15 protein-coding genes are annotated in these 24472 nt (G+C 53.2%); 3 read left to right on the forward strand and 12 right to left on the reverse strand.

Annotated elements, in window-relative coordinates:
• The 6 genes from K7P01_RS30230 to K7P01_RS30255 form a co-directional block, all read right to left on the reverse strand.
• Positions 1-256: hypothetical protein (locus K7P01_RS30230; RefSeq protein ID WP_267298339.1), on the reverse strand; the 256-nt coding region annotated here is incomplete at its 3' end.
• Positions 257-268: 12 nt separating this feature from the next.
• A complete protein-coding gene (locus tag K7P01_RS30235) occupies positions 269-3586 on the reverse strand; it encodes an Ig-like domain-containing protein (protein WP_267298340.1) in 3318 nt (1105 codons plus the stop codon).
• A gap of 37 nt (positions 3587-3623) precedes the next feature.
• Positions 3624-9071: a hypothetical protein gene (locus tag K7P01_RS30240; protein ID WP_267298341.1), complete on the reverse strand. Its 5448-nt coding sequence runs from the start codon at positions 9069-9071 to the stop codon at positions 3624-3626.
• A 382-nt stretch (positions 9072-9453) separates the two neighbouring features.
• Complete coding sequence (locus K7P01_RS30245; protein ID WP_267298342.1) at positions 9454-10041, reverse strand: PhnA domain-containing protein; 588 nt, start codon at positions 10039-10041, stop codon at positions 9454-9456.
• Positions 10042-10110: 69 nt separating this feature from the next.
• A complete protein-coding gene (locus K7P01_RS30250) occupies positions 10111-10653 on the reverse strand; it encodes a hypothetical protein (RefSeq protein ID WP_267298343.1) in 543 nt (180 codons plus the stop codon).
• Positions 10654-10844: 191 nt separating this feature from the next.
• Complete coding sequence (locus K7P01_RS30255) at positions 10845-11150, reverse strand: hypothetical protein (RefSeq protein WP_267298344.1); 306 nt, start codon at positions 11148-11150, stop codon at positions 10845-10847.
• 391 nt (positions 11151-11541) lie between these two features.
• On the opposite strand from K7P01_RS30255, the gene K7P01_RS30260 reads away from it, so the two are divergent.
• Complete coding sequence (locus K7P01_RS30260; RefSeq protein ID WP_267298345.1) at positions 11542-12474, forward strand: hypothetical protein; 933 nt, start codon at positions 11542-11544, stop codon at positions 12472-12474.
• On the opposite strand, the gene K7P01_RS30265 is transcribed toward K7P01_RS30260, so the two are convergent.
• The 6 genes from K7P01_RS30265 to K7P01_RS30290 form a co-directional block, all read right to left on the reverse strand.
• Positions 12374-12772, reverse strand: coding sequence for a DoxX family protein (locus tag K7P01_RS30265; protein WP_267298346.1), 399 nt, complete (start codon positions 12770-12772; stop codon positions 12374-12376). The two genes, K7P01_RS30260 and K7P01_RS30265, sit on opposite strands and share 101 nt — an antisense overlap.
• Before the next feature lie 164 nt (positions 12773-12936).
• On the reverse strand, positions 12937-14067 hold the full coding sequence (locus K7P01_RS30270; protein WP_267298347.1) for an efflux RND transporter periplasmic adaptor subunit: 1131 nt from the start codon (positions 14065-14067) through the stop codon (positions 12937-12939).
• Positions 14064-17273: an efflux RND transporter permease subunit gene (locus K7P01_RS30275; protein WP_267298348.1), complete on the reverse strand. Its 3210-nt coding sequence runs from the start codon at positions 17271-17273 to the stop codon at positions 14064-14066. The genes K7P01_RS30270 and K7P01_RS30275 overlap by 4 nt, the downstream gene beginning before the upstream one ends.
• Positions 17274-17276: 3 nt before the next feature.
• Positions 17277-18746: a TolC family protein gene (locus tag K7P01_RS30280; RefSeq protein WP_267298349.1), complete on the reverse strand. Its 1470-nt coding sequence runs from the start codon at positions 18744-18746 to the stop codon at positions 17277-17279.
• 308 nt (positions 18747-19054) lie between these two features.
• Positions 19055-20035 (reverse strand): aldo/keto reductase, encoded by a 981-nt coding sequence (locus tag K7P01_RS30285; RefSeq protein ID WP_267298350.1) that lies wholly within the window; start codon positions 20033-20035, stop codon positions 19055-19057.
• A gap of 72 nt (positions 20036-20107) precedes the next feature.
• A complete protein-coding gene (locus K7P01_RS30290; RefSeq protein WP_267298351.1) occupies positions 20108-21004 on the reverse strand; it encodes a helix-turn-helix domain-containing protein in 897 nt (298 codons plus the stop codon).
• Positions 21005-21160: 156 nt separating this feature from the next.
• On the opposite strand from K7P01_RS30290, the gene K7P01_RS30295 reads away from it, so the two are divergent.
• Positions 21161-23425, forward strand: a complete 2265-nt coding sequence (locus tag K7P01_RS30295) for a cation:proton antiporter domain-containing protein (RefSeq protein ID WP_267298352.1) — start codon at positions 21161-21163, stop codon at positions 23423-23425.
• A gap of 118 nt (positions 23426-23543) precedes the next feature.
• The gene (locus tag K7P01_RS30300) at positions 23544-24122 is read left to right on the forward strand and encodes a hypothetical protein (protein ID WP_267298353.1); all 579 of its coding nucleotides are present in this window, start codon (positions 23544-23546) and stop codon (positions 24120-24122) included.
• Positions 24123-24472 lie beyond the last annotated feature (350 nt).

The following is a 24472-nucleotide window of genomic DNA, read 5'->3' on the forward strand; positions in this document are numbered from 1 at the left end:
TCCGCACAACAATACCCGACCAGCTATCCATTACAGCGCTCGTGGCCGTCGCCGGCCAGGTGGCCAGCGTAGGCCAGTTTGTACGCCGTGTCGGTGTCCAGCTGTCGCCATTCAGGCTGGTATACAGGTCTTTTAATGCCGCCAGCTCCACCGCATCAGGCACCACGTTCGTCTGTCCGAAGGAACGAATGCTCACCAACAGGCAAGTCAATATAATGATCAAAGAAAGTCGGCCAGCTTGTAGACGTTTTATCATAAAGGACTCGCGTTAGCGGTTTGCAGGGTTACTGGTTGGGTGCTGTAACATTTGGTGGTATAACGGGCTGCCCGCACTATAATCTTCGAGGGTGGGAAGATCTGTGCTGACGCCAGATTGTGGCGTCGGCAGGAAGCGAAGCAAAGGTGCGTGTGTCGTGGTCGTGCTGCGCAACGCCACCGGCACACTGTGGCCCCGGTAAGGGTCAGCCATGCCAGCAGTCGGAAACAAATTATCCATGTCGCTTTCATAATAATCCAGCACCATGCCGAAGGCGTCGTTTGTATCGCCGCCGGGATCTTGCAGCGGATCGGGGTGGTTGATCTGTCGCAGCCAACCCTGAATGTTATACACAAAGTCTACGCCCTGCGTTTTATTACCTAGCTCTATGCGCTTCAACGGGCCGTGCAGGTAATATTGATACGTTGCACGCAGGTACTTCTCGCCTGTTTCGGTCTTGCTCGTATAGGCCTTATTTAGCCGTAGATCTGCATCGTAGGTGTAATGATGATAGAATTCCTCCTGAGGTTTTTCTCCCCCAATGGCATATGTCAAGTTTGCGACTTGTTTCACGTGGCCAACGAAGTCATAGCTGTATTTTACGACAAAGACCATCGGCAGCTTCGCGGCCTTCTGCGCCATCCACGTTACGCGCCCCAGCTCATCATAGCTATACCAGGTGCGATTGTGCAGATTCTCCGTCATGGACACTGCCCCTAACACAAACTGCTGCTGATACGCCGTTGGCAAGTGCAGGTCATTTAAACCCGGATCGGCAAAGTCGTACGTAGTCTTAGACCAGCTACGCTTGTCGGCAGCTGACCAACTGATATCCGCATAGATTTTCTCTAATAGGCCATTTAGGCCCGACGATGCAAAAGCAGGATCGCTCATCGGTACGAACGTCAGCCCTGCACCTATATACTCACCCGACTCCACGGGCCGGTTTTGCGCATCGTAATGTGTATACGAAAAATGTTTGTCTTTGGCCTGTTGGGCGTTTTGTGAAAAACGAATGCCCCCGTCATTGCGATAAACATAGTGGGTGACGCCAGCATCCGTTTCCTGCATTTTCAACAGCCAACCCAGGAAGTTATACGTGTACGTTGTCTTATCGATACCATCGTAATGTATCCCGGCACTGGAGACGGCTTCCCAGGCCTTCATACCGTTGGGTGATATAGACGATAACAGACGACCTGCATCGTCGTAGAACTGGTAACTGGCTTCGCTCAGCGGAATGGCGTATGAAAGCGTAACGTCCGGGCCACTCTTCCATTGTGCGCGATAAAATCCGGGCCGCCAATTCAATTTGCCGTCGCCGTTGTCATCCTGCGGCACATAGGCCGCACCCGTCGCGATGTCGGTAAATTCCAGGATCCCCGCCCCCAGCACCGATACCTCCTGGGCTACCGGCATAACGACCAACACCACCGGACGAAGTGACGACACTTTTTCTGTATGGGGTAGCAACAGGAAGGCTGCTCCGGTCCCTGCATACCCCTTCACCAGTATACGGCCCGCCTTATCAACATAAGCGCACGTATATTTGCCGTTGACATCTTTTGTAATCTGTAACACGGCCTCCCCACGAAGCGGATCAAGGACAACCTTACCATCCGGGATGCCAATCTGTCGTCGGCAATCGAGGTAGTGATTCAGGTCGCCCGATACGTTGAGTGTCGCTCCGATCGTTTCATGCCCCTGCCCGAGTCTGTGTTGCTCGCCGGGCGCCGACACCAGCGAAATGGATCCGTTCAGCATCCCCTCCACCGGGTAGGTCCTGGTGTAAGGAAATTTTGATGCCGGTACGCGAGTCTCAGCCACATGCCCTCCATAATACCATCCCAACGTACCGGATACGCCGGTGCCTACTTCGGCCGGGCTCAAAACGTTATTGACATTATCAAAATCCTGGTAATCGTAGACGCCATTCACCGCATTCATTACAAAGTCGCGCTGGTATCGAAAATTCCCTTGCGACATCGGCGCGGGCAACGTCTGGCCTGCCGGTTGATCATAGCGATTCCATAGCGGCTGCTCTGCCAAAATCTCACCCGCGGAAAGATTGCGCGTTTGCGTCTGTAAGGCCTTGCCTGTGGGGCTATAGTACACTTTCGATTGGGCTACGATATGCTCTGTGGTGGCATTCTCGTCGTACGTACCATCATAGGCCGTGGTCACAATCCAGTTCAGGAGGTCCTCTGCCTGGCGTACCTGTATCGACAGCGTAAGCGTAGGCCCCCAGGTACCGGTCTCGTTGTCACGGCCTTTCAGGTAATGTGTACCCGCCGTTGACAGCCGGTCATACCGCATCATCTCCTGACTATTAAAGGGGGTTGATATCTCGGGGTTATCGCTTCCATCTTTCACCCAGTAATAAGTAGCATTCGTCAGCAAAAAGCCTTTGTCTGGATTGGTCATGATCACTTCCGTATAGCCTTCACGCTGTACCAGGCTCACCGTGGCCAGCGTAGGCCGGTAATCGATACTTACCATGAGTGGCCCTGTGGCGGCCAGCCAGCAATTGAGTGAGGACTCATAGCGACGTATATAATAATTGCCGCCCTCACTTACAGTCCAATCCGTGTTTGCTAGCCACGATTGATCCATGCCATCAATTGATCGCTGCCAATAATGAGGTCCCAACAGGTCGAAACCACGAAGCACCGTTTTGCGATACGACACGCTTCGTATCTGGGGGGTCACTGTCGTTTTGTAGATCGTTACATTGTAACCGTCGCTTTCGGGCCCTGCGCAGGCACCTGAACCAGGCTTTACATAATAAAACGCAGAGGTCCGAATATTGGAAATAGTCACCGACGTGCCCGTGGCGGTAAAACCAGCTGGATCCGAACGCCAGGTATAGGTTACACCAGCCATCGGATTGGCGACAGAGAGTGAAACGCTGCCAACATCACAAAACTTATTCGCACCTGCATTTACTATGGTCGTCGTTGCCGGAACACCCACCACATTCACGGTTTGTTGCGAGGACAACCAGGAAGTAAGCGAGCATCCTGGCACATTTTCACATTTTGCTTCCAGCGTCACCGTATGCGTTCCTCCGGTTGGAAACCGATACGTAAAGGAGGGTACATTAGGACGCGGCGGGTTTGTCACCGGAAACGACTCCTCATGCTTTACCACGCCGTCTACAGACCATTTGAATTTATTAAATTTCTCCGTTATACAATCGCTAAAAAAATAGGCATCCGTGCTCGTGCAGATCTGGACCGGCGCCTCAAAGCAAACTTGTGCACGCAATACGGGCGCATACGACAACACCATCATTGCAGTTAAGCACACTGTGAGTAATCTCTTTGTCATAACTTCCAGTATATTCAATACTCTTTCCGTACGATGATTATTTATTTTCTTGGCAAGGACACGCCGGTTTATCGTGATTAAAGGCGCAACAATTGCCAGGTGTCTGCTCCCATAACTCGGTGGGTATAGTTGACTTGTCTGTTGTGACATGCCACTGTACCTCTTCGCCGCAGTCGTTAAGATAGGTCCAGCGATAGGCGCCAGTAGCACAGTAGTTATTACCGTCCAATACACATTCAACTTTTCCGCCCGCCCGCGGAATAAAGAAAGCGTGTAGGGAGTGCGATGACTGAATATTCTTGAACGTCACAAGTGCTCCACCTTGCTCGATCAACACGATCGTGCCATCTACCAGTGTCAGCGATGGCTGCGATAGGTCAATCAATTTCCCATCGACAGCAATCGTCCACAAGCTGGATCGGCTACACGTACTTTTTACTTCGAATGCTTGATCACGATTCGGTCGGAGGCTTACCGTAGAAGGATAAATATTGCCGGTCGGACCTTCCGTGGAAACAGTAATCTGCACCTTGTAGTTTTCGGATGAACGGTGGCCGTAGGCGATATCTTTCACTTTTGCCACGCCGCCTGCGCCGTACTCCCGTTGGAAGCTTTCCTGGTAGACTGAGGTTAAACGCCCCAATCCGTCATACTGATAGGCGGTATACAAATTATTAGTTCCCAGTATGTGAGACAGCTCGCGCGACGTGTTGTAGGCATATGACATAATCCTCGCATCCGTGGCGTGTACGCGTAGATCGTCTACATACAGTGCTGTTGCATCGACATTGCCGATACGGCTTTGGAAAAGCGCTCCCGCGGCCAAGCCACCGGGTAGGGCCACATCCGCTTCACACAGATACCAATCTCCGGCCCGACGTTCTTTTGACGTCAACAGTGCCACCGTCGTTTCTGCCGAGGCTGCACCGCCACTCGGGACAAAGCGGTATACCAACGAAGCTTTCGGCTGTTGATCGGCGTCCGCACTACGCACCCAGGTGCTGATGTGCATTTTTCGGATACCATCGGCCGCTCTTACAGAGACCGATGAATACAGTCCGCGTGTACCGATGGGCAATCGGATGCTTTGAGAACCTGTATGCGCATAGTCCGCAGTAACAGCGCCCGCCTCAGACACTATACCACCTCCCGAGCGGCCATTCACGATATCTTCTCCTCCTGTATAGGCATATTCATTATACGCAGCATTTGACGCCGCCGCCAACACCATTTGTTGATCTGCTGTCATTTTGTTGGACGTATACTGTTCGTTCATATCTTTCATTTCCAGCACGTGCGACTGCGCATCATACAAGGTGATTTCGTCATTTTTTTGCCATCCCGTCGGGGCCGCCTGGCCTGCCCAGGCTGCAAAAAGCGGTACGCTACCTGCCGGGTAGAAGCCGTTGGCATTTGGCAGTGCTCCGGGCTGACCGGTAAACACATAGTATGCGCGCTTTCGCCAGATGCCCGTTTGTTTAAAATTCGTTGCTAACGTTTCGGGGTTTGCTACATTCACAGCATCCGACCACGTCTGCGCCCAGCCACTCACCAGGCTTTCACGAACCTCGTTATCTTGATTACTCATTTTGTAGGTATAACCGGAACGCAACTGGGTAAGCATGTTTGCGCCACCACTTGCCGTTGGGCCCATGTCACCATATTGTTTATACGCCGGCGCTGTTTCGCTTTCATAGGTGTTACCATAGCCATCCTTGTATCGCTCACGCGTTACGACGCCCGAATAAAAGTCGAACGCTTTACGGCTAGAAACTGTTTTTATACCAGTCTTAAAATCGGTCGCCGTTTGACCGGTTGCAATAGACGGATAGTACTCTCTTTTTGAAACAACACCGATCAAATTCGTTTCATCAGCCCTGAGGACATTACCGGCATCCGGACCGTAGGGAATTCGTCTTTCTTTCTCATACAATACCAGGCGCGCACGCACGGTACTTTCCTCCAGTACACCCTGCTTATTATAAATATTCAGGTGATCCTCGTATGCCTGATTGTCAACGAAATCATCGTGCGCGAAGCTATACTTTACTTGTGAAACAGGCATTCCGGTATCGCGGTCGTACACGTTTACTTCCCGCAAGTTTCCAATACGCGAGGTATAATCTTTCAGCGTCATTTTGTTTCGGTGTATCTTGGTGTAGGGAAAACCCTCGCCATAGTTACCGGCCACGGGCCAGGTAGATTGGGGGTGGCCCGGGTCAAGCGAAATCATGTCCTCCTTAAAGACATCAAATACATACTGCATATAGGTGGGAAGATTGACTACGACGCCGATTTTCGGAATAGACTGTTGCTTCACGGTGACCCGATTATACATCACTCCGGGCCCGGGCAATTCACGCGAGACCGCTAATAGTTTTGAGAAATTGGGCATCACCAGGTTGTAATATGCACCACTGGCCTCGCGAATCCGTTTATACTCGTGCCATCCGACCAGCGGAGACAATTCCCATCCGGAAAAATCTAAATGAACATGGCCTATTCCGATCGGTTCGTATGACGTCACGCCTCCTTCATACGTATACGAGGTTACCATCTGTTTATCCATATCGCGTACGCGGATCTCCCGCACCCGCGTGCCGCCACCGTAGCTCTCCGCTGCTGTAGGATAATAAAACAAATTACCGGCCACCAGCACGGGATACCGTATAGAGATTTCAGGGTCGATTGCCCGGCCATCACTATCATAACAGTCCCCATCCGCGTCGCGGTAGAAGCTCTTGACCTTCTTATCGCTCACAACCATATATAAATAGTCGTACAACGCCTGGTCGGTAATTTCGATGGTGTTATTTGTGATTTTCTCGATATTCGTATTCGTGAGTGTCACACTTTTTGTTTCGTAGTAACTGCCCAGGTAATTAAACTTTATACCATCACAAATACAAAACTGCTCCGGTGTGATCCATCTCCGGAACATAAAATCTAATTTGGATTGATTGAGCAGTTCCCGGTAATCCGCCAGGTTAGCCGGCGGGTTTGCGAATTTTATTACCACGGTCTGGTCCGCTACGTTCACCTTGGCGGAGTCGACGGTCATCACGTTTCGTTTATGCAATGTCGGCGTTTGGTAACGATCGCTTTCGTATGCTATTTCAATATCCGCGCCGGTCGGTGTCTGTATATTGGTAAGTGACCATGCGTCCACATCTTTTGCCGACGTTTCCGTTGTAAAGCGGTCGAGGTTTTGATTTTTCGAATCCTTATAATCGCTTTTGTAATAACCCCACATGTCGAATTTACCACGCTCATACGGTTTGTTTTTCGCATACTCAAAGGAGATTCCCGGCATTAGGTCAGCGCCGTCTTTACCCAGAAACTTGACACCTGTGAGCGTTAGTTTGCCCAAAAGCTGCACAGCGGCTGAGCCGAGCGTGGGATAAAAACTATTGGATGTATGAGGTGCCAGTGAGTAATTATAGCTAAACGAGACCGTGCGAATGCTGTGTGTCATATCTTTCCGGTCATACAATGTAATCTTGTTCAATCCCAGCAGCGACAACGACCTGCCTGGCGTGCCGGCAAATCCTCCCGTCATCAAGTCCGACACCTCGTGTCCATCCGGCCGGCTGAACGTTTCAAATACCGCTACGTGAGACTGGGTTTGGATCTTATTGAGATAGTATATTTCTTTTTTACCGGCGGAAAAAACATCAAATCCATCGATGTCGGGATTATAACCCTCGCCGGGATTACGCCATTTATAGTCATCCAGGTGTTTTTTATAATCAAACCGGACCCAGTATCCCCAGTCGCCGTCATTGACCATCCCGTCATTATTGCGGTCGACAAAGTCGGGACCGGTAACACTGGTCAGGTGCCATGTGTAGGCATACTTTTCCGGTCGGGTCACCTGGTTGTAATATAAGCCCCCTTTTTCTTGCTGGAGCTTGGTATTTTGTGATCGCGTGACCTCATCAAAGCTGTAGGCGGGCAGGGCGTAGTGGTACGTCACGCCGCTTTCATTGGTAATGGAAAAACCACCGATTTGCGCGTCGTTCGGTCGTGTGACACCAACGGCGTTCATAAAACCCTCGCGCGAAGCGGCATTCGACGATAAAATATCGCTATTCTTATACCAGTTTATATGCCGTGATCCGATCAGCCGACCGTCGTCGGTGTACCCGTCGTTATCGGTCAGGCCGGTTTTCAGATCACCACTAAACGAATAGCTCAGAGCCGTGCCCGACACCTCCAGCTCGGGAGCATCGTATTCTATCCGATTGGAAAAATCTCCGATAAATCGAAAATCGTTTTTGGCTCCGTTCAGCGCCCCTTGTAACACATAGCTGTGCACGAATGTCTTTTGTTGAGTGTCCGACACCTTCGTCTGGTGGTAAAGTTGTCGCTGGTAGAACATCGGCTTGATCGCACCTCCTAATCCCTGCGCTGTAACCGAATAAGAATCTACATCAGAAAAGCTGCCGCCCAATACGGTTTCGCCGTCGGTGTGATATCCCATACCCAGCTGGGTATCCAACAGGTCATAGGTATCAAATGCCACATAGCGTCCAGGTGTTACGTTCTCTCCATAGAGTGAGCCATACGTGCTGATGTCTTCACTCTCATCGATCCAATACCGCTGATAGGATCGCCCCAAGCGCAAATTGATGTTGGCCTGTACGATGGGAATCTCGAGTACGTCGTCCTCGTTTTTAGTGCTCACTTTCCCGGCACGGCCATTGTGCACGGAGCTGACGCCGCCCAGGGTTACGCCAGGCGTATAGTGCCCTTTAAAATCCGTCCTGATGGAGACGTCCATAATAGACTTACTGGATACGCCTACACCGCCGCTTAGCCCGCCAGCCGTGTTAAACATGACATTTGCACGGACGCCTGTTTCTGTGCCGCTACCAAAGCTCCCCCCCGCTGTGACGCCTACCTGTGTGTATGCTTGTCCGTACGGCGTCTGTCCCGCCCCATAGGTGATGCCATTAACAGCGGCCGTTGCCGACCATCCAATGCCATTGCCGCGATACGTATCGTTGGCGTAGCTCAGCGAGCCGCTCACACTGGCGGCTTTGGCTAGGCCCACGGAAACACCCACGGTATACTCGTCTGTCTCGCCACCTTCCCAAAAATCACGCGTGATGTTGTTGACGCCACTGTGATCGTCCGGATAGCCGTTTACCATACGGTTGATCGCACCGGGGTTTACATTCCACGACAAACCCACCCAGGAGGCTTCCTGATCCGGCTGAACATTTCCGTGATGCGACAGTACCACCGGATAGCTACCCGCTGGACCCGGCACCTCTAACAGTGGTACATTGTAGGTAAAGTCTCCGGTTTTTAGATCTACCACATCCGTCGTATCCACTGGCTCAAAGGTCGTCGCCTCCGGCGCTGTCGGCCCCGCCGTCAACGCCCACGATACCGCCGGTGCGACGGTACTGGCAATGATCTCCAATAGAAAAAACACGGCAAATGCCTTCAGCAAAAAACGGCCACGGATATATTTCATAGAAAAGACGAATTCAAAATCACAGACAACCTACAGCCGGCATCCGGTTCATAGCGAACAACTCATGATCGACCACGCACGATAGGGTCAACGCAAACGAGGCGTTCTGAACAACGAAAACAACAACAGGTCGCGATAGATAGATAACCCCATGCAGCCTCAAAACAAATTGACGACGCGATTTGCAACGGAGACGTTATTGGGTAGCGCGAAGATAAAAACAACTTCGGACACATCCTGTTCAACGGTAAAAAAATATCTTCCATCGTCAAAAAACACCATTAAACAGGATTCCTTTCGTTTGCGCTGTTTTGCATAATGGACAAGGAGGCATTTGCCATGCATGGAATACACGAAGACACGGCAGTACCTTTAGTTTTGGTTATGCGGATTTTTTAACATACTGCGTCAGTATAACAATCTGCTGACCATTAATACGACCTTCAATCTGACCAGCATTATCCTCCACGAGCGCGATGCCCTTCACGGCAGTACCACGCTTCGCCGTAAAACCACCTCCCTTTACATCAAGGTCTTTGATCAGCACAACCGTATCTCCCGCCGTTAGTATAGTGCCGTTACTATCCTTATGTACCACGTGCTGTTCCACTGCGGACTCCTCCTCACCTACACCACTCTTCGCCCACGCGAGCGTGTCGTCATCCAGGTAAAGCATGTCCAGAAGATCTTGAGGCCACCCGTGATGCGATAGCCGGGTGAGCAAACGCCAGGCTGTTACCTGCACCGCCGGTACCGTGCTCCACATACTGGTAGTAAGACAACGCCAATGGTTGGCGTCCAAAGGTTTTATGCCTTGTAGCTGCTCGAGGCACGTCACACAAACAAGAATGCTTTTATCTGCGTCTCCCGTACCGGGCGACACGTCATAGACTTGTAACGTTTCAGTATTTCCACAAAGCTCGCATATCGATCCGCTTCGTTGGTGCAGTAGTTCTTCTCGTGTCATCATTCCGGTAAATCTGGCCGCAATAATACACTTCTGCCTATATTCTTCCTATGACAAATGTCCGACTTGCAATCACTTATTCACCTCAACACTTCCCTCCTGCCCATCCAACACCCGCAGGTACTTCGGCGACCGCATCATCAGCATCAACGACTTTAAATAATCGTTGCCAAACCCCACCGAACGAACCACGTCGTACGAAAGGCTGCGCGTACCCAGAATAATCCCGCGACGATCGACCAACCGCAACCGGAAAGACCGCTCGTAAACCTCCTCTACCCAGCCCACCAAAATGCTGTGCTCCACGTGACGTGCAACCGAAATAAGTGCACCTTTTTTCTGGAAATGAGCGAAAAGCTCGCGATCAGCATCGAGATTCAGATCGAGATAATTGTCCGGGAACTCGCCTTTCAGATCGAAGATCTCACGTTTAAATGTGACGGCTTCCGACTCCACTTCGCGCAAAAGGAATTTCCTCCGCACAAATACAAATCCATCCAACAAATAATCATACGGATTATCGCGCAACAACGTCCACGTTCTCCCCGTCGATACCAGCAAGCCATCTAATAACCCCTTGTATCCCTTGATTTTAATACGCCTGAACCGCCTCATGTCTTCTCTTAATCCGTTTCCCCCCGCATCTGTAACAGCGAAATGGCCGCGCAAGTAACGGCAACGTAAGAAAAAAGACACTATTCCATGTAAATAAATTTCACGCATCAGCCGGCACTTTACTTGACAGGCACTAACTCACATCCCGACACCACATTAGCAAAAAAAACCACGGCAGCACCTGCTGTCATTTAAGATCCGAGTTTCCACAGGATCATAATGCCCGTGACGATAAAAAATACCGTAGCAAAACGCACCAGTGTTGTAAACTGCGCAAAGCCCGGATCCGCGTACAGCGAAGCATAGTGGCGATGATCCGGTAGCTTCACATAAAACCGCGTCCGCCCCGACCACTGGCCATACAAAGCTTTATACTCCGCGGCCGGCAGCAATCCCTTTTCCTGAAAATGCTGGAGATAACGCAACATGCCCGCTACCTTATACTGGCAGAAAAAAATAAATAACAAAAACCAACCGGCAATGAACCATCCTGTCATACAATCTTTCCTTTGCTCCGCCAGAACATAGCCAATGGTATGCTGACAAGGGCCAAATATCCTCAAAAACCCAGTACCGAAAAAATACCATAGCCCGTGATTCAACCCATCATACCCGTATCAATCCCGGGGATTAACCATACATAAGCCGTACTAAAGCCATGGTTGACGTATCCCCGCCCTATCCCCGACAGTCTGTAAAGGATTTAAACAACAGTTATAGCAAGGGGACATACGGGGCGACCGCAGGGTTTATGCAGGATAATCATTTGAACCTATTTATGACTTCTCCACAATTTTCCCACAATCTTGCATAGAAAAAATCCAGAGTATAAATTCAGGGGTTACCACACTACACGAACTGTATAAAACAAAAATACGACACGCAAGCATGGGCAAACAAACAAGCATCATCAAACTGGAAGGCAAATGCGGCGACAAGGTATACTACTGGCATCCGAAATACGGTTGGCTGATCCGTAACGTCACATCCGTGAACGCCGAACGTATCCTGACCGATCCCGCCTTTGCCCTCGTGCGCGAGCACAATGCCCAGTTTGCGCGGGGCGCGATGTTTGTCAAAGCGCTACGCGCTGCATTCTATCCGCTATTCCAGCCACTGGCCGACACACACATGACCAGTCGCATAACCAGCGCGATCGCAAAAGCGATCAAAGCCGACCCGGCAACATCTCTCAAAGAACGCCGCCTCGCGTACGGCGACCTTCGCTATCTGATCGATCTGAATTTTAACAACGAAACGTCGTTAAAGAAAATACTCACCGCCGATTATAGCACAACAAAAGCCCTCCACACCCACACAACGACCTTCACACCGCAAGGCCGCCATTTCATAAAAGCCCCCAAAAGCGCCACACACTTCCGGCTCGTCAGCAGCATAGCAACCATCTCCTACGAAGCCACTGCGGTGGCTGTAGACACTACCTACAGTGACTACATCCCCACACGACAAGGCGACGCAACGCCCATTATACTGACCAACACCTGCGCGTCGCTTCCCGAATCATTTATGACACACGCAGTGGGCGTTGAGTTTTTTCAGGAGACAAATGGCGGATATTATCCCCTGAATGCCAGGGCCTGCAATGCCCTGGCTATAATCGCTGCGGAAAAAGTTATTCAGCCAAAACGCAAAAATGTATATAAGCGAGGTGCGATCAATGTCCGAAAACATTGTCATGCTCCTCGTATACCGCTATTTGTTAGGATCGCACGGGAAAGATCGCCCGTAACCGTGCGTCGCGCAGCCAGAGACCACCCCAACCCAGGATCGCCAGGTATACCGGAAACAGAATATGGCTGAACAACGGCTCGTCTATACGGAAATTAGCATTCATCGCACCGCCCCAGAAGCCGGTCAGCAGGACGATGCCCAGAATGGCCGTTTGAGGAATCGCATACAGAATCGTCGGGATCAGCGCCAGCAATCCCATCCACACGATGTGATGATCCTGGTACCCCAGTTTGACAGTGGTCGTGATCACCGGCTCGGGCTTGACAAATTTCATCACGCCGTCCATCAGCATAAACAGGATAACGATGGCGCTCATGATACGGCCTGTCCACAGACGTGGCTTAGAGATGGTGTTATTGGTTTCCATGGTATTTTGGTTGGTTTATGATACAAAGATACCTTTCCACACCTATACCGCCGCGGTGCCCTTACGACAACAATACGGGCAAAAAGTGACAACTATCTAAAAAAACGTGAGCGAGAGCGAACTCTTTCACTCCGCTCTCACGCTCACACCCGATGGCTATCGGGTCACTCTGTTTTCTTCGTCTGTGGAACATCCGAACCGTCGCGCACCTCTTCGCTCGCCGCCAGCACAATCTCATCGCCCACGTGCAAGTCACCATAAACCTCGGTCTTACCGTCTACCGTGCGGCCTGTGCGCACCGGCGTCCACTGCGCCTTACCGCCCACCACCTTAATGACAAAGACCTTCTCCGGCGCATTGACCACGGCACGCTTCGGTACGACGAACGTGCTGTCCTTCGCCGGCAGCGGCACCACCACGTCGGCGATCATACCCGGCAGTAGTCGCTTGTTATCATTCATCACATCCATCTCGATGCGCTCCGCCCGCAACCGTGCATCCAACGCACCCGCCAGACGTGCCACACGTGCATGAAATGCCTTGTCGGGTTGTGACTTCACAAAGAAATCAACGGTATCATTAGGCGACAGATAGGCAGTATACGCTTCCGGCACCGACACTACCAACCGCAGCTGCTTTTGCTCTTGCAACGTAAACATCGGTTTCTCCGAGCCACGTCCCGACGGTCCCACGTAGGCGCCCGGGTTTACATTACGCGCAGTGATAACACCCCTGAACGGCGCGCGGATCGTCAGGTAATCACGTGTGTTTCCCACCTCACGTTGTGTGGCGCGGGCCGCCTCCAGCTGCGCCAGATCGGAGTTCATGCGGGCACGCGCCTGGTCGAGATCGTTGGGCGAAATAGTACCCGGCGTTTTGCTCGTCTCCAGCAAGCGGTCGTAGTTAGCTTTGCTCGCCAGGTATACCGCCTCCTGCGACTTGCCGCGCGACTCCGCCCCTGCCAGGCGTGAAGAGATCTCCGGCGCCTCCAGCGACGCCAGCACCTGTCCTTCTTTTACTTCCGAGCCGACATCCACCAATATCGTTTTCACAAAGCTCGTCTCACGTGCATACAGGTCCACCTGCTGGTACGAGATCAGCTCGCCCGGCACATTCAGTACCGACGACAACAACCCCTTCTTCAAGGACACCGTCTCCACGGCCGGCGCCGCCTGGGGTTTAGTTGAACCGGCCTCGCCCGCGGACGTGCTGCAACGCACCAGCGTGGCGGCCAGTACCAACGCGCCGGTAACTTTCAGGGTATTCAGATAAGCATTCATAGGATGTGCGATCATAGCGAAGTCGATGTATTCGGTATATAAAATTTGCTGTCTTTGTCTTCCGGGTCGAGCGACACGGAGTCGGTAGTAGTTTTTCCCTGCATCCAGGCAAAGGCCATCGGCAGTACGATCAGCGCGGCAAACGTCGAGGCAAACAGTCCGCCAATCACCGCCCGCGCCAGTGGCGCCACCTGGTCGCCGCCTTCGCCGTGGCCGATCGCCATGGGAATCATCCCCGCGATCATTGCAATCGACGTCATCAGGATCGGGCGCACGCGCAGCGCGACAGCCTCTTTCGCAGCCTCCAGGGCATTGCCCGTCTGTAACCGCAGCTGCTCGGCATTCGTTACCAGCAGCACCGCGTTCGCGATCGACACCCCCACCGACATGATGATTCCCATGTACGATTGCAGGTTCAGTGTCGAGCCCGTGATCAGCAGCAGCAACAGCGCACCCAAAATTACCGCCGGCACCGTCACCAGCACCACCAGCGAAACTTTGAACGACTGGAAGTTCGCCGCCAGCATCAGGAAAATGACGATAATCGCCACCAGCAAGCCCGACTGCAGGCTGTCCAGTGTTTCTGTCAACACTTTACTTAAGCCGATGGTTTCCACCGTCAACCCGCGCGGCAGCTCGCCCAGCGACGCCAGCGCCTTGTCAACATCCACCGTCGCCGCGCCCAGGTCTTTACCCGTCAGGTTCGCCGTCACCGACAGCACCGGCATGGCCCCCAGGTTATCGGCCTCTCCATACACTGTATCGGGTTCAATAGTGGCCACATCACTCAGGATCGGGCGCGTTGTATTGCGCAACAGCGGGATCTGACCTATGTCAGAAACATGCGTCATCTTATTTTCAGGTACTTGAATTTGTACACTATAGCTCAAGCCCGCCTTCTCATCCAGCCATACGTTCTTTTCGGTATACCGCGACGACGACGTCGAAGCAATCAGCGATCGCGATACATCACTCATATCCACTCCCAGCTGTGCCGCACGAACGCGATCGACGGTGATGTTCAGCGCTGGGTACTTCACCGACTGCCCCAGCTGCACATCGCGCAAGTAAGGTATTTCTTTCAGCCTGGCGATCACCTTGCGCGCATAGGCTTCGTTCTGCTTTTTATTCCGGCTGGCCACGCGCACTTCAATGGGCGTCGGCGAACCCTGGCTCAGGATCTTATCAGTAAGCTCGATTGGCTCGAAGGACACCGCCACGTCGGGCAGGTGTTCGTGAATCTGGTTCCGGAATCGTTCTTTTAAGTCGTCCATGTCGAAGTGATGCTCCTTGTTCAAGCTCACTTGCAACACCGCTTCCTGCGGACCGCCCGTAAAGGTATAGATCGGGCTGATCGAGAACAGGGACGGGTGTTGCCCTATATACGCAGAGCTGACGCTGATGTTTTCTTTTCCTACAATCCCCTCCAGCAAATGAATGGATTCCGTCAGCTTTTGTTCCGTCCGCTCGATACGGGTACCGTCGGGGGCCCGCAGGCGCACCTGGAATTGCCCGGAGTTCGTTTTCGGTAACACGTCGCGGCCGATGCTGCTCAGCAACCACGCCGCCGCGCCGATCACCACCACCAGGTAGCACAGCACCACCAGCCGTCGCTGTGGAAACAGCCGTTCAATAAACGCCACGAAGCCTACGCGAAAGCGTTCGAAGCGACTCAGCTTACCACCACCATGAGTCGCCAGTTCCGCCGCCTGGTGTCGATCGAGCACCTGCTGATGCTTCGACGCATGATCCTTCATAATCCAGTTCGCCAAAACCGGCACGAACGTCTGTGACAACAAGTACGATGTAATCATCGAGAAGCCGATCGCCAATGACAGCGGCAGGAACAATGACCCCGGGATGCCGCTCATCGACAGCGCCGGTGCAAACACCGCCAGGATACAGAACAAGATCAACAGCTTCGGAAAGGCAATCTCCTTACACGCATCCCAAATCGCCAGCGCCTTGGGTTTCCCCATATCCATGTGCTGGTGTATATTCTCGATCGTCACCGTCGACTCATCCACCAGGATCCCGATGGCCAGCGAAAGCCCGCTCAAGGTCATGATATTAATCGTCTGCCCAAACAGCTGCAGGAACAACACCCCCGAAATGATCGACGTCGGAATCGTCAGGATCACGATCAACGCACCGCGGAGATCGCCCAGGAACAATACCACCATCAACCCCGTGAGTATCGCGCCAATCACACCTTCGCTGATCAGACTCTTCACTGCGTTGATCACATACGTAGACTGGTCGAACTCATACGACAACGTAACGTCTTCCGGCAGCTGCGCCTGGAACTTGGGAATGGCCGCTTTCAGGTTCTGCACCACCTCCCAGGTCGATGCATCGGCCGACTTGGCAATACTGATATACACCGAACGCTTGCCGTTCACCTGCGCATACCCCACCGTGATGTCCGCGCCGTCCTCTACCGTGGCCACATCGCCCAGGTAAAGGTTCTGCACGTCGCCTTTAAAGAGCGGGATCTTTTCAAAGTCCTTAATATTCTTGATCGTCGTATTCGTGGGCGTGATATAGTTATAGTCGCCGATACGCACGTTACCCGACGGCGCCGTTTGATTGTTGATGCGCAGCGCCTCCACCAATTGATCGGGTGTCAGGTTGTGCGCACGCATGCGCTCGGGGTCCGCCTTGATCACGATCGTACGGATGTTCCCCCCAAAGGGCGGCGCTGCCACGAGGCCCGGAATCGTGGTAAAGGCCGAGCGCACATAGACGTTGGCCATGTCGGCCAGCTCATTATTTGAACGGCTCGGACTACTGACTACCAGTTGCCCTACCGGCAACGTCGAGGCGTCGAAGCGTATAATAAACGGCGGGTTGGACCCCGGTGGAAAGATCGCTTGCGCCCGGTTCGCAAAGGCACTCAGCTCCGCGGCCGCCTGCGCCATGTCTGTGCCCGGGTAAAAGGTAATCTTCATCAGGGTAAGGCCCTGAATGTTTTTGGTCTCGATGGCTTTGATCCCGTTCACAAACAGCATGATGTTGATGTACGGTTTGGCAAAGAAAGCTTCCATCTGCGCGGGAGTATAACCGCCGAACGGGTGAGAGAGATAAATCACCGGCAGGTTCATCGCCGGAAAAATGTCAATCTTAATGGTACGCGCGGCGTTAACGCCGAAGAACAGCATACCGGCGACAAGCACCAGGATCGAAATAGGCTTGCGAAGAGCAGATCGTATTAAATTCATAAACTAGTGAGCCTGATTGATAAATAAGGTAAAGTCGCCCGAAGCGGCTGCTTTCAGCAACAGCGCCTGCCACACATTGACATAGGCCACGCTCTGGTCGATCTCGGCGCGGTTCAGCGCATACATCGACTGCTGCAGGTCCACGATCGTCGTCAGTCCGTTTTTATACAGCACGTTCTTCTGCGTATAGGCATCCGAAGCAGCGTTATATTGCTGTGGTGCTTCTTGCAAGCTCTGCAGGCCGTTGGCCAGCCGCTGGTCCGCCAGGATCAACTGGTCCTCCAGCTGCACGCGCACCTGGTTGTATTCATGCCGGTATCCTTCTGCCACAAACTGTTGCGCCCGCGCCTGCTGCCGAACTTTGATCGGGCTGATCAAATTCCACGAAAAACTAATACCCGCCACATAGTTGTACCGCGACGGGTCTACCCCATCGCTATACCGCGACGAATAACGATCGGGAAACTCCGGTGTATAATTATAGTCGAATCCCGAGCCACGGGCCTGGTACACGCCAAAAAGCGAAATGCCCGGCAGAACACTGCGGCTCGCCACGCGGGCCGCCTGCGTAGCCTGCTCGATCCGCGCCTGATAAAATTTTACCTGGGGGTTATCCGCCACGGCCACGCCGGCATCCAATTGTTGCGGCGACTTACCCAACAACGTGCTATCGAGGACAAACTCCGTAGGCGGTACATTTAAAAGCTGCGCCAGTTGATTGCGCACCTGCTGTTCGTTGGTCCGTAGCTCGATCAGCGACAGCCGCGCCCGCGACACTTCCGCATTCGCCAGCGACGAGTCCACCCCCGGATTCAACCCTGTCCTCGTCCGCGCCCGCACGGTGCGCTGCACCGCTTCCGCCCGTTCGAGATTAGACCGGCCGTTGCGCAGAAACTGCTGCGCCACCAACAAGTTGAGATAGGCCCCGGAAATGCGCACGCGCTGTACAAACTCCTCCTGCTCCAGGTCCGCCGAATCACGATGCACCTGCGCCTTCGCCAGGTCGATGCGCGACCGCACACGACCGAACGTAAACACCTCCCAGTTGGCGCTGACAATATACAGCGCCCCAAACGCCGCATTCCAACGCTGATCACTGTACGACGGCCCCGCCGACGCCACCCCCAACACCCCCACGGCACCAAGCGGCCCAAACTGACCATTCACGGTACCATACGCCTGCTGTACTGCCGCGATCACGTTGGGCAGGTACTCATTGCGCGCATTGCGCGTAAGCGCCTCCGACGCATGCAGGTAACTGCGCTTCGCCTGAATGCTTTGATATTGTTGAACACCGGTCTCCACCGCCTCCGGCAGCGCAAGGTATTGCGCCGGATGCTCACCGGCTGCCTGCGACTGCTGAGCCTTCGCACTCAGCGTACTGGCAAGCGCCAGCAAGACCAGCGCAGCGATCTTATAAATTCGAAAAGAAGGATGAACGGCAATCCTGCCATCCGGGATCATTAACTGCATAAGAAATATATAGCGTGTGTTGCGTTCAAAAAAGCTACGACGTGGGGGAAACGTCGCGACTCGAATACTCGTTCAATCGTTTTCTAAAGAGGTAGGCTTTGGAATAGCGTAGAGCCTTTATATAGTTAAGTATACGTCTATTTCCATCGTTCTGTATGCGTTATTACAAAAGCGGTTGAAAGGCCCGTCGCGTACCTGGTTCAAGTCTTCCGACCGAAGGGAGGGCGTTCCGATAGCTATCGGAATGGACGTACCCCAATGCCAGTCTTCAGACTGGCGTGGACCACAGCCCACACCCTCCCCTAACGTCAGTTATTCACCAACTTCATCATACCCTCATTATACCGCGACCCCACATCCGGATAGCGCCGCAGAATATCTGCAACCCAAGCCAAATCCCCAACACTCAGCTGAACATCCGCAGCTCCCGCATTCTCCTCCAGATACTTTCGCTTCTTCGTCCCCGGAATCGGAATCACATCCTCTCCTTGCGCCAGCACCCAAGCCAACGCCAGTTGTGCCGGCGTAATTCCCTTCTCCGCAGCAAACGCCGCCAACGCCTGCGTCAACTTCAAATTGTTATCCAGGTGCGCGTCCTGAAACCGTGGCAACGTGCGCCGGAAATCATCCGATGCCAACCCGGCCGTATCCAATGTCGCCGTCACCAACCCGCGGGCTAGTGGACTAAATGGTATCAAGGTTATGCCCAATTCACGGCACAGTGGCAGGATCTCCGCCTCCACATCACGTGTTATTAACGAGTACTCATTTTGCAACGCCGTGATCGGATGTACCGCATGCGCCTTCCGGATAGACGCCGCCGAAGCCTCCGACAATCCAAGGTAACGCACCTTGCCTTCCTTCACCAGCTCCGCCATGGCGCCCACCATCTCCTCTACCGGTACCGCAGGGTCTACGCGGTGAGCGTAATAGAGGTCGATCGTATCGATGCGCAGGCGCTTCAGGCTGGCCTCGACCGCGGTCTTCATATAGGCCGGCGAGCCGTCAAAATACGTCGTGCCGTCCGCGCGGTAGCGAAAGCCAAACTTGGTTGCCAGAAAGATCTTATTACGGTTCGGCACTAATACCTGCGACACCAGTTCTTCGTTGCGACCCTGACCATACATGTCGGCCGTGTCCCAGAAGTTGATGCCCAGGTCGAGTGCCCGGTGTAACGTGGCGATTGACTCCGCATTGTCGAGCGGCCCATAGGCATGGCTCATGCCCATACAGCCTAATCCGACGGCAGAGAGTTTTTCAGAAGTGTTGCGTAGGGTTCTGTAGATCATGTCGCAAAGCTAGGATGTCAAGCTTCGCAACGGATTATGGATTTCAAACCAAAAATTATAAAATTCGAACAATTATTTTCGCAGCGAACGAGGGGTCGCTTGGGTTTGCTTCTTGAAAAAGTTATTGAAATACGCCGGGTATTCAAACCCGAGCGAGTAGCCGATCTGCGACACGCTCCAGTCGGTATGCATCAACAACGCCCGGGCCTCCCGGACGATGCGTTCGGAGATGTGATCAGTCGTAGTCTTGCCGGTAATTTCTTTCACCGCGCGGTTCAGGTGATTGGGGTGTATAGACAATCGCTCGGCGTAATCGTTTGCCGTGCGCAGCTTCAGCGAATGCTCCGAGGCGACCGGAAACTGACGCTCCAGCAGCTCTATAAAGAGCGACGCGATGCGCCCCGACGCGCTGGTGGGGTGATGCGTCTCCGCCGGGTGCATCTTCAGGGCCTCGTGAATGACCAGGTTGACGTAGTTACGCAATAGCTCAAATTTGTGCACATAGTCCGAATCCCGCTCGCAAACCATCTTTTCGAACAGCTCACCGATGTGCTCATCCTGCTTGGGTGATAAAAAGAATACCGGGTTGCATCCCACTTGAAACAACGGCGAATCCAGAATGCTCTCGTTGCCTTTTGTATGGATAAAACCGTCGGTAAACAAACAAAAATGGCCCGCCTGCACCTCCGAGATCGCTTCCCATGCATACGGCACCTGGGGGTTAAAGAACACCAATGCATTCCGGTCGATCTCGATCGTCTTGTCTGCAAAGTATAAATTGCCCTGCCCGCGGATCAGCGAGATCTTATAATAGTCCCGGCGGTTATAGGGTGCATAGCGGTTGCAGCTGTCGCGGCGGTATACATTAAAATGCCCGGTTTCCGAAGGCTTCGTGGGATCGTATGCCGCCGGCCGTTTGGCGGGGTAGCGGTTATAAAAATCTTCGAGCGTCTCGCTTTTTGGCTGCATCCTCAAAATTATAAAATTCAAATAACAAACGGAAGTTTGCGACGCAGGGTTACACCAACCTGCCCGGCGGCGCCACAAAAGTGATGAGCGGCAGTCTTTTGGTGACGGACGCCTTTTCTCATTGGCCAAACAATAAAAAAACGATATTTTGCCCGCATGACGCACCTTCCGCAACTCATCACCGACCTCGGGCTCATCCTGGCAGTAGCAGGCATCACCACCCTGCTCTTCAAGAAGATCCGTCAGCCAACGGTGCTGGGGTACATCCTGGCTGGCCTGCTCGTGGGGCCGTACGTCTCCCTCCTGCCCACCGTGGCAGACGCGGAAGGCATCCAGGTATGGTCCGAGATCGGCGTCATCTTCCTGCTCTTCAGCCTCGGTCTCGAGTTCAGCTTTAAGAAGCTTGTCGCCGTGGGCGGATCCGCCTCCATCACCGCCATCACCGAGATCGCCATTATGATCTTCGTCGGCTTTATCACCGGCAAGCTCCTGGGTTGGACCACCATGGACAGCATCTTCCTCGGCGCATTGCTGTCGATGTCGTCTACCACGATCATCCTGCGCGCATTTGACGAGCTCGGTGTCAAATCCAAGAAGTACGCTACGCTGGTCTTTGGCATCCTCATCGTCGAAGACCTCGTCGCCATCCTCCTGTTAGTATTGTTATCGACCATCGCCGTCAGCCAGCAGTTCGCGGGCGCGGAGCTCGGCATGCAGTTGCTCAAGCTCATCTTCTTCCTGATCCTGTGGTTCCTGGCCGGCATCTTCTTTATACCGACCTTCCTCAAGCGCACGCGCAACCTCATGAGCGATGAAAACATGCTCATCGTCTCCATCGGCATGTGCCTGCTCATGGTCATCCTCGCCGTCACCGTCGGCTTCTCCGCCGCCCTCGGCGCCTTCATCATGGGCTCGATCCTCGCCGAGACCACCCAGGCCGAACGCATCGAGCACCTGGTCAAGCCGGTAAAAGATCTCTTCGCCGCCGTATTCTTCGTCTCGGTAGGCATGATGATCAATCCGCAAGTGCTCATCGACTACGCCGTACCGGTGTTGGTGGTAACGCTCATCACCATCTTCGGCAAGCTCATCAGCACCACCATCGGCGCGATCATCTCCGGCCAGTCACTCAAACACTCGGTACAGGCCGGCATGAGTCTCGCACAAATCGGCGAATTCTCTTTTATCATCGCCTCGCTCGGCATCAGCCTGAAAGTAACCAGCAACTTCCTCTACCCCATCGCCGTGGCCGCCTCGGCCGTCACCACGTTCACCACACCCTACTTCATCAAAAAATCCGAAAGCGTTTATATTTTATTGGAACGGATGTTGCCCACCCGCTGGGTAAACGGCATCAACCGCTATAGCTCCAGCACACAGCAGCTGTCCGCCAGCAGCGATTGGAAGCTCCTGCTGCGCGCCTACGCCTTAAACATCGTCATCCACACCGTGCTGGCCATCGGCATCATCGTGCTGTCGCAGCGGTACCTCTACCCATTCATGCACACACGCATCACCGGCAGCCCGCAAGACAAGATCATCACCGTGGCCATCACACTCATCGCCATGATCCCGCCCATCTGGACCATTGCCGTGCGCCGCATCGAACGCGAGGCCTATGCGCACCTCTGGCTCAACCGCAAGCTAAACCGCGGCCCGCTCATCATGCTGGAGGTCACGCGCATTGCTGTCGCCGTCGCCCTGGTCGGCGTCTTACTTGATCGCTACTTTTCCACACCCGTGGTCCTTATAGTAGCCGTGGCCGTCACCAGCCTGGTGGTCGTCCTATTCTCGCGCAAGCTGCAGCAATTCTACGACCGTGTGGAAAAACGGTTCCTGGGCAACCTCAACGAGCGCGAGACACAAAAGCGCCGCCCGGAGATCGCCCCCTGGGACGCTCACCTGGCAGAATTCGAAGTCCCCGCCGAATCGCCCCTCATCGGCAACACCCTGCAAGAGCTCTCCCTGCGCGAGCTGTACGGCATAAACATCGGCCTGATCGAACGCGGCAACATCACCATCCTCACCCCCGACCGCTACGAGCGCCTATACCCCGGCGACCGCGTCTCCGTGATCGGCACCGACGAGCAGCTCACAAAAGTCAAAGGCCTCTTCGAAGAGTCCATCAACGGCCGCAACGAAGAAGAAGCCGCCAGGAACGAGATCATGCTGCTAAACATCACCCTACAGAAGGATACCTGCCTGATCGGCCAATCCATCCGCAGCACCGGCATCCGCGAGCAAGCCAAAGCCCTCATCGTCGGCATCGAACGCAACGGCAACCGCATGCTTAATCCAGAATCAACGGCGGTATTGGAAGAAGGCGACGTGCTTTGGATAGCGGGCAACAAAAAACGGATCAAAGACTTTATGAAAGCGCAGAAGTTACCCGCGAAGAAGTCGTCCGAAAAAGATACTTAAAACGAAAAAATTATAATGCTGTCGCTAGCTACGCAGCAGGCACGGGCGATAAATCCGTAACCCTTCACCGCACAATCCAGTTAAATACGACTATACTATAGCTAAAAAAGTTAACCATATGTACCTCGACTGGAAGAGCCGAATGTTTTTCCTCACAAAAGAAGACGTTACCCCCATCATCACCGTCATAGAAGAAGAGTTTGACGTCTGCTACCACCAGGCCGGCATGTTCAGCCGCCAGCACAGACGTGTCTTTCCTGCAGCGAAAAAGCTCCCCCACTTCGGAGCTCCCATCGCCGAAGACTGGTCCAGAGACAACCGTTACCTCATGCTGCCGCAAAAGCAGAAGCTCATCGTCCGTGACGTGCCCCAACAAAAAGGAGGAATTCGGTATGCCGTAGACATGGAGAAAAACAAAAAGAACGTAGTATACTTCCAGTTCGGCGGAATCGTCCGTGACGGCTTATTACTCGCCGGTAAAATCTCCATTTCAGACCAGGGCGGCATAGAATGCAAGATCCTCAAACGATTTGCCTCAATGCTCCGCAAGAACACCCGCTACATGGCGCCCTTCTACGTCGGAAGAAATGCCGAAGAAAAACTAAAAGCCGGCTGGCGTCTCGTCTGCTCTGAGCTACAACCCGAAGCATGCGACATGGTATGGTATAAGCCAAAAAAAATCAGAGTCGTCCGATAACAGTCAAACTAGTTAACTGAATCTATGCACAGAAAACGTTCCATGTTCTTCACAACAAAAGAAGACATTTCCCCGATCATAAACGCCGTAGAAGTTCCCGAGGGTACTTCGAGTGTCCCTCATAGATGTCCCACGGATGTCCTACAGATGTCCCACGGATGTCCTACGGATGACCTTATCCTTTAAAGGGGTGGGACATCCATGGATCAAGCGAGGATCTTGGTAAGGAAGGGGGAAAATTAAACTGGAAATATACTGGCATCGTACGGCCTTGTTTGACACGTTGGATGACCAATCACAATTCGGTAGGTATCCCACACATCCTTCGATCACCACAGCCCAGCGTACGG

Source organism: Parachryseolinea silvisoli (assembly GCF_021190955.1).
GTDB lineage: Bacteria > Bacteroidota > Bacteroidia > Cytophagales > Cyclobacteriaceae > Ohtaekwangia > Ohtaekwangia silvisoli.

Bases quoted from the DNA above. Each gene is read 5' to 3' on its own strand.
- K7P01_RS30280 (WP_267298349.1), bottom strand. From the start codon at position 18,746: ATGCAGTTAATGATCCCGGATGGCAGGATTGCCGTTCATCCTTCTTTT.
- K7P01_RS30275 (WP_267298348.1), bottom strand. From the start codon at position 17,273: ATGAATTTAATACGATCTGCTCTTCGCAAGCCTATTTCGATCCTGGTG.
- K7P01_RS30235 (WP_267298340.1), bottom strand. From the start codon at position 3,586: ATGACAAAGAGATTACTCACAGTGTGCTTAACTGCAATGATGGTGTTG.
- K7P01_RS30240 (WP_267298341.1), bottom strand. From the start codon at position 9,071: ATGAAATATATCCGTGGCCGTTTTTTGCTGAAGGCATTTGCCGTGTTT.
- K7P01_RS30290 (WP_267298351.1), bottom strand. From the start codon at position 21,004: ATGCAGCCAAAAAGCGAGACGCTCGAAGATTTTTATAACCGCTACCCC.
- K7P01_RS30270 (WP_267298347.1), bottom strand. From the start codon at position 14,067: ATGATCGCACATCCTATGAATGCTTATCTGAATACCCTGAAAGTTACC.
- K7P01_RS30250 (WP_267298343.1), bottom strand. From the start codon at position 10,653: ATGAGGCGGTTCAGGCGTATTAAAATCAAGGGATACAAGGGGTTATTA.
- K7P01_RS30295 (WP_267298352.1), top strand. From the start codon at position 21,161: ATGACGCACCTTCCGCAACTCATCACCGACCTCGGGCTCATCCTGGCA.
- K7P01_RS30300 (WP_267298353.1), top strand. From the start codon at position 23,544: ATGTACCTCGACTGGAAGAGCCGAATGTTTTTCCTCACAAAAGAAGAC.
- K7P01_RS30245 (WP_267298342.1), bottom strand. From the start codon at position 10,041: ATGATGACACGAGAAGAACTACTGCACCAACGAAGCGGATCGATATGC.
- K7P01_RS30255 (WP_267298344.1), bottom strand. From the start codon at position 11,150: ATGACAGGATGGTTCATTGCCGGTTGGTTTTTGTTATTTATTTTTTTC.
- K7P01_RS30260 (WP_267298345.1), top strand. From the start codon at position 11,542: ATGGGCAAACAAACAAGCATCATCAAACTGGAAGGCAAATGCGGCGAC.
- K7P01_RS30285 (WP_267298350.1), bottom strand. From the start codon at position 20,035: ATGATCTACAGAACCCTACGCAACACTTCTGAAAAACTCTCTGCCGTC.
- K7P01_RS30265 (WP_267298346.1), bottom strand. From the start codon at position 12,772: ATGGAAACCAATAACACCATCTCTAAGCCACGTCTGTGGACAGGCCGT.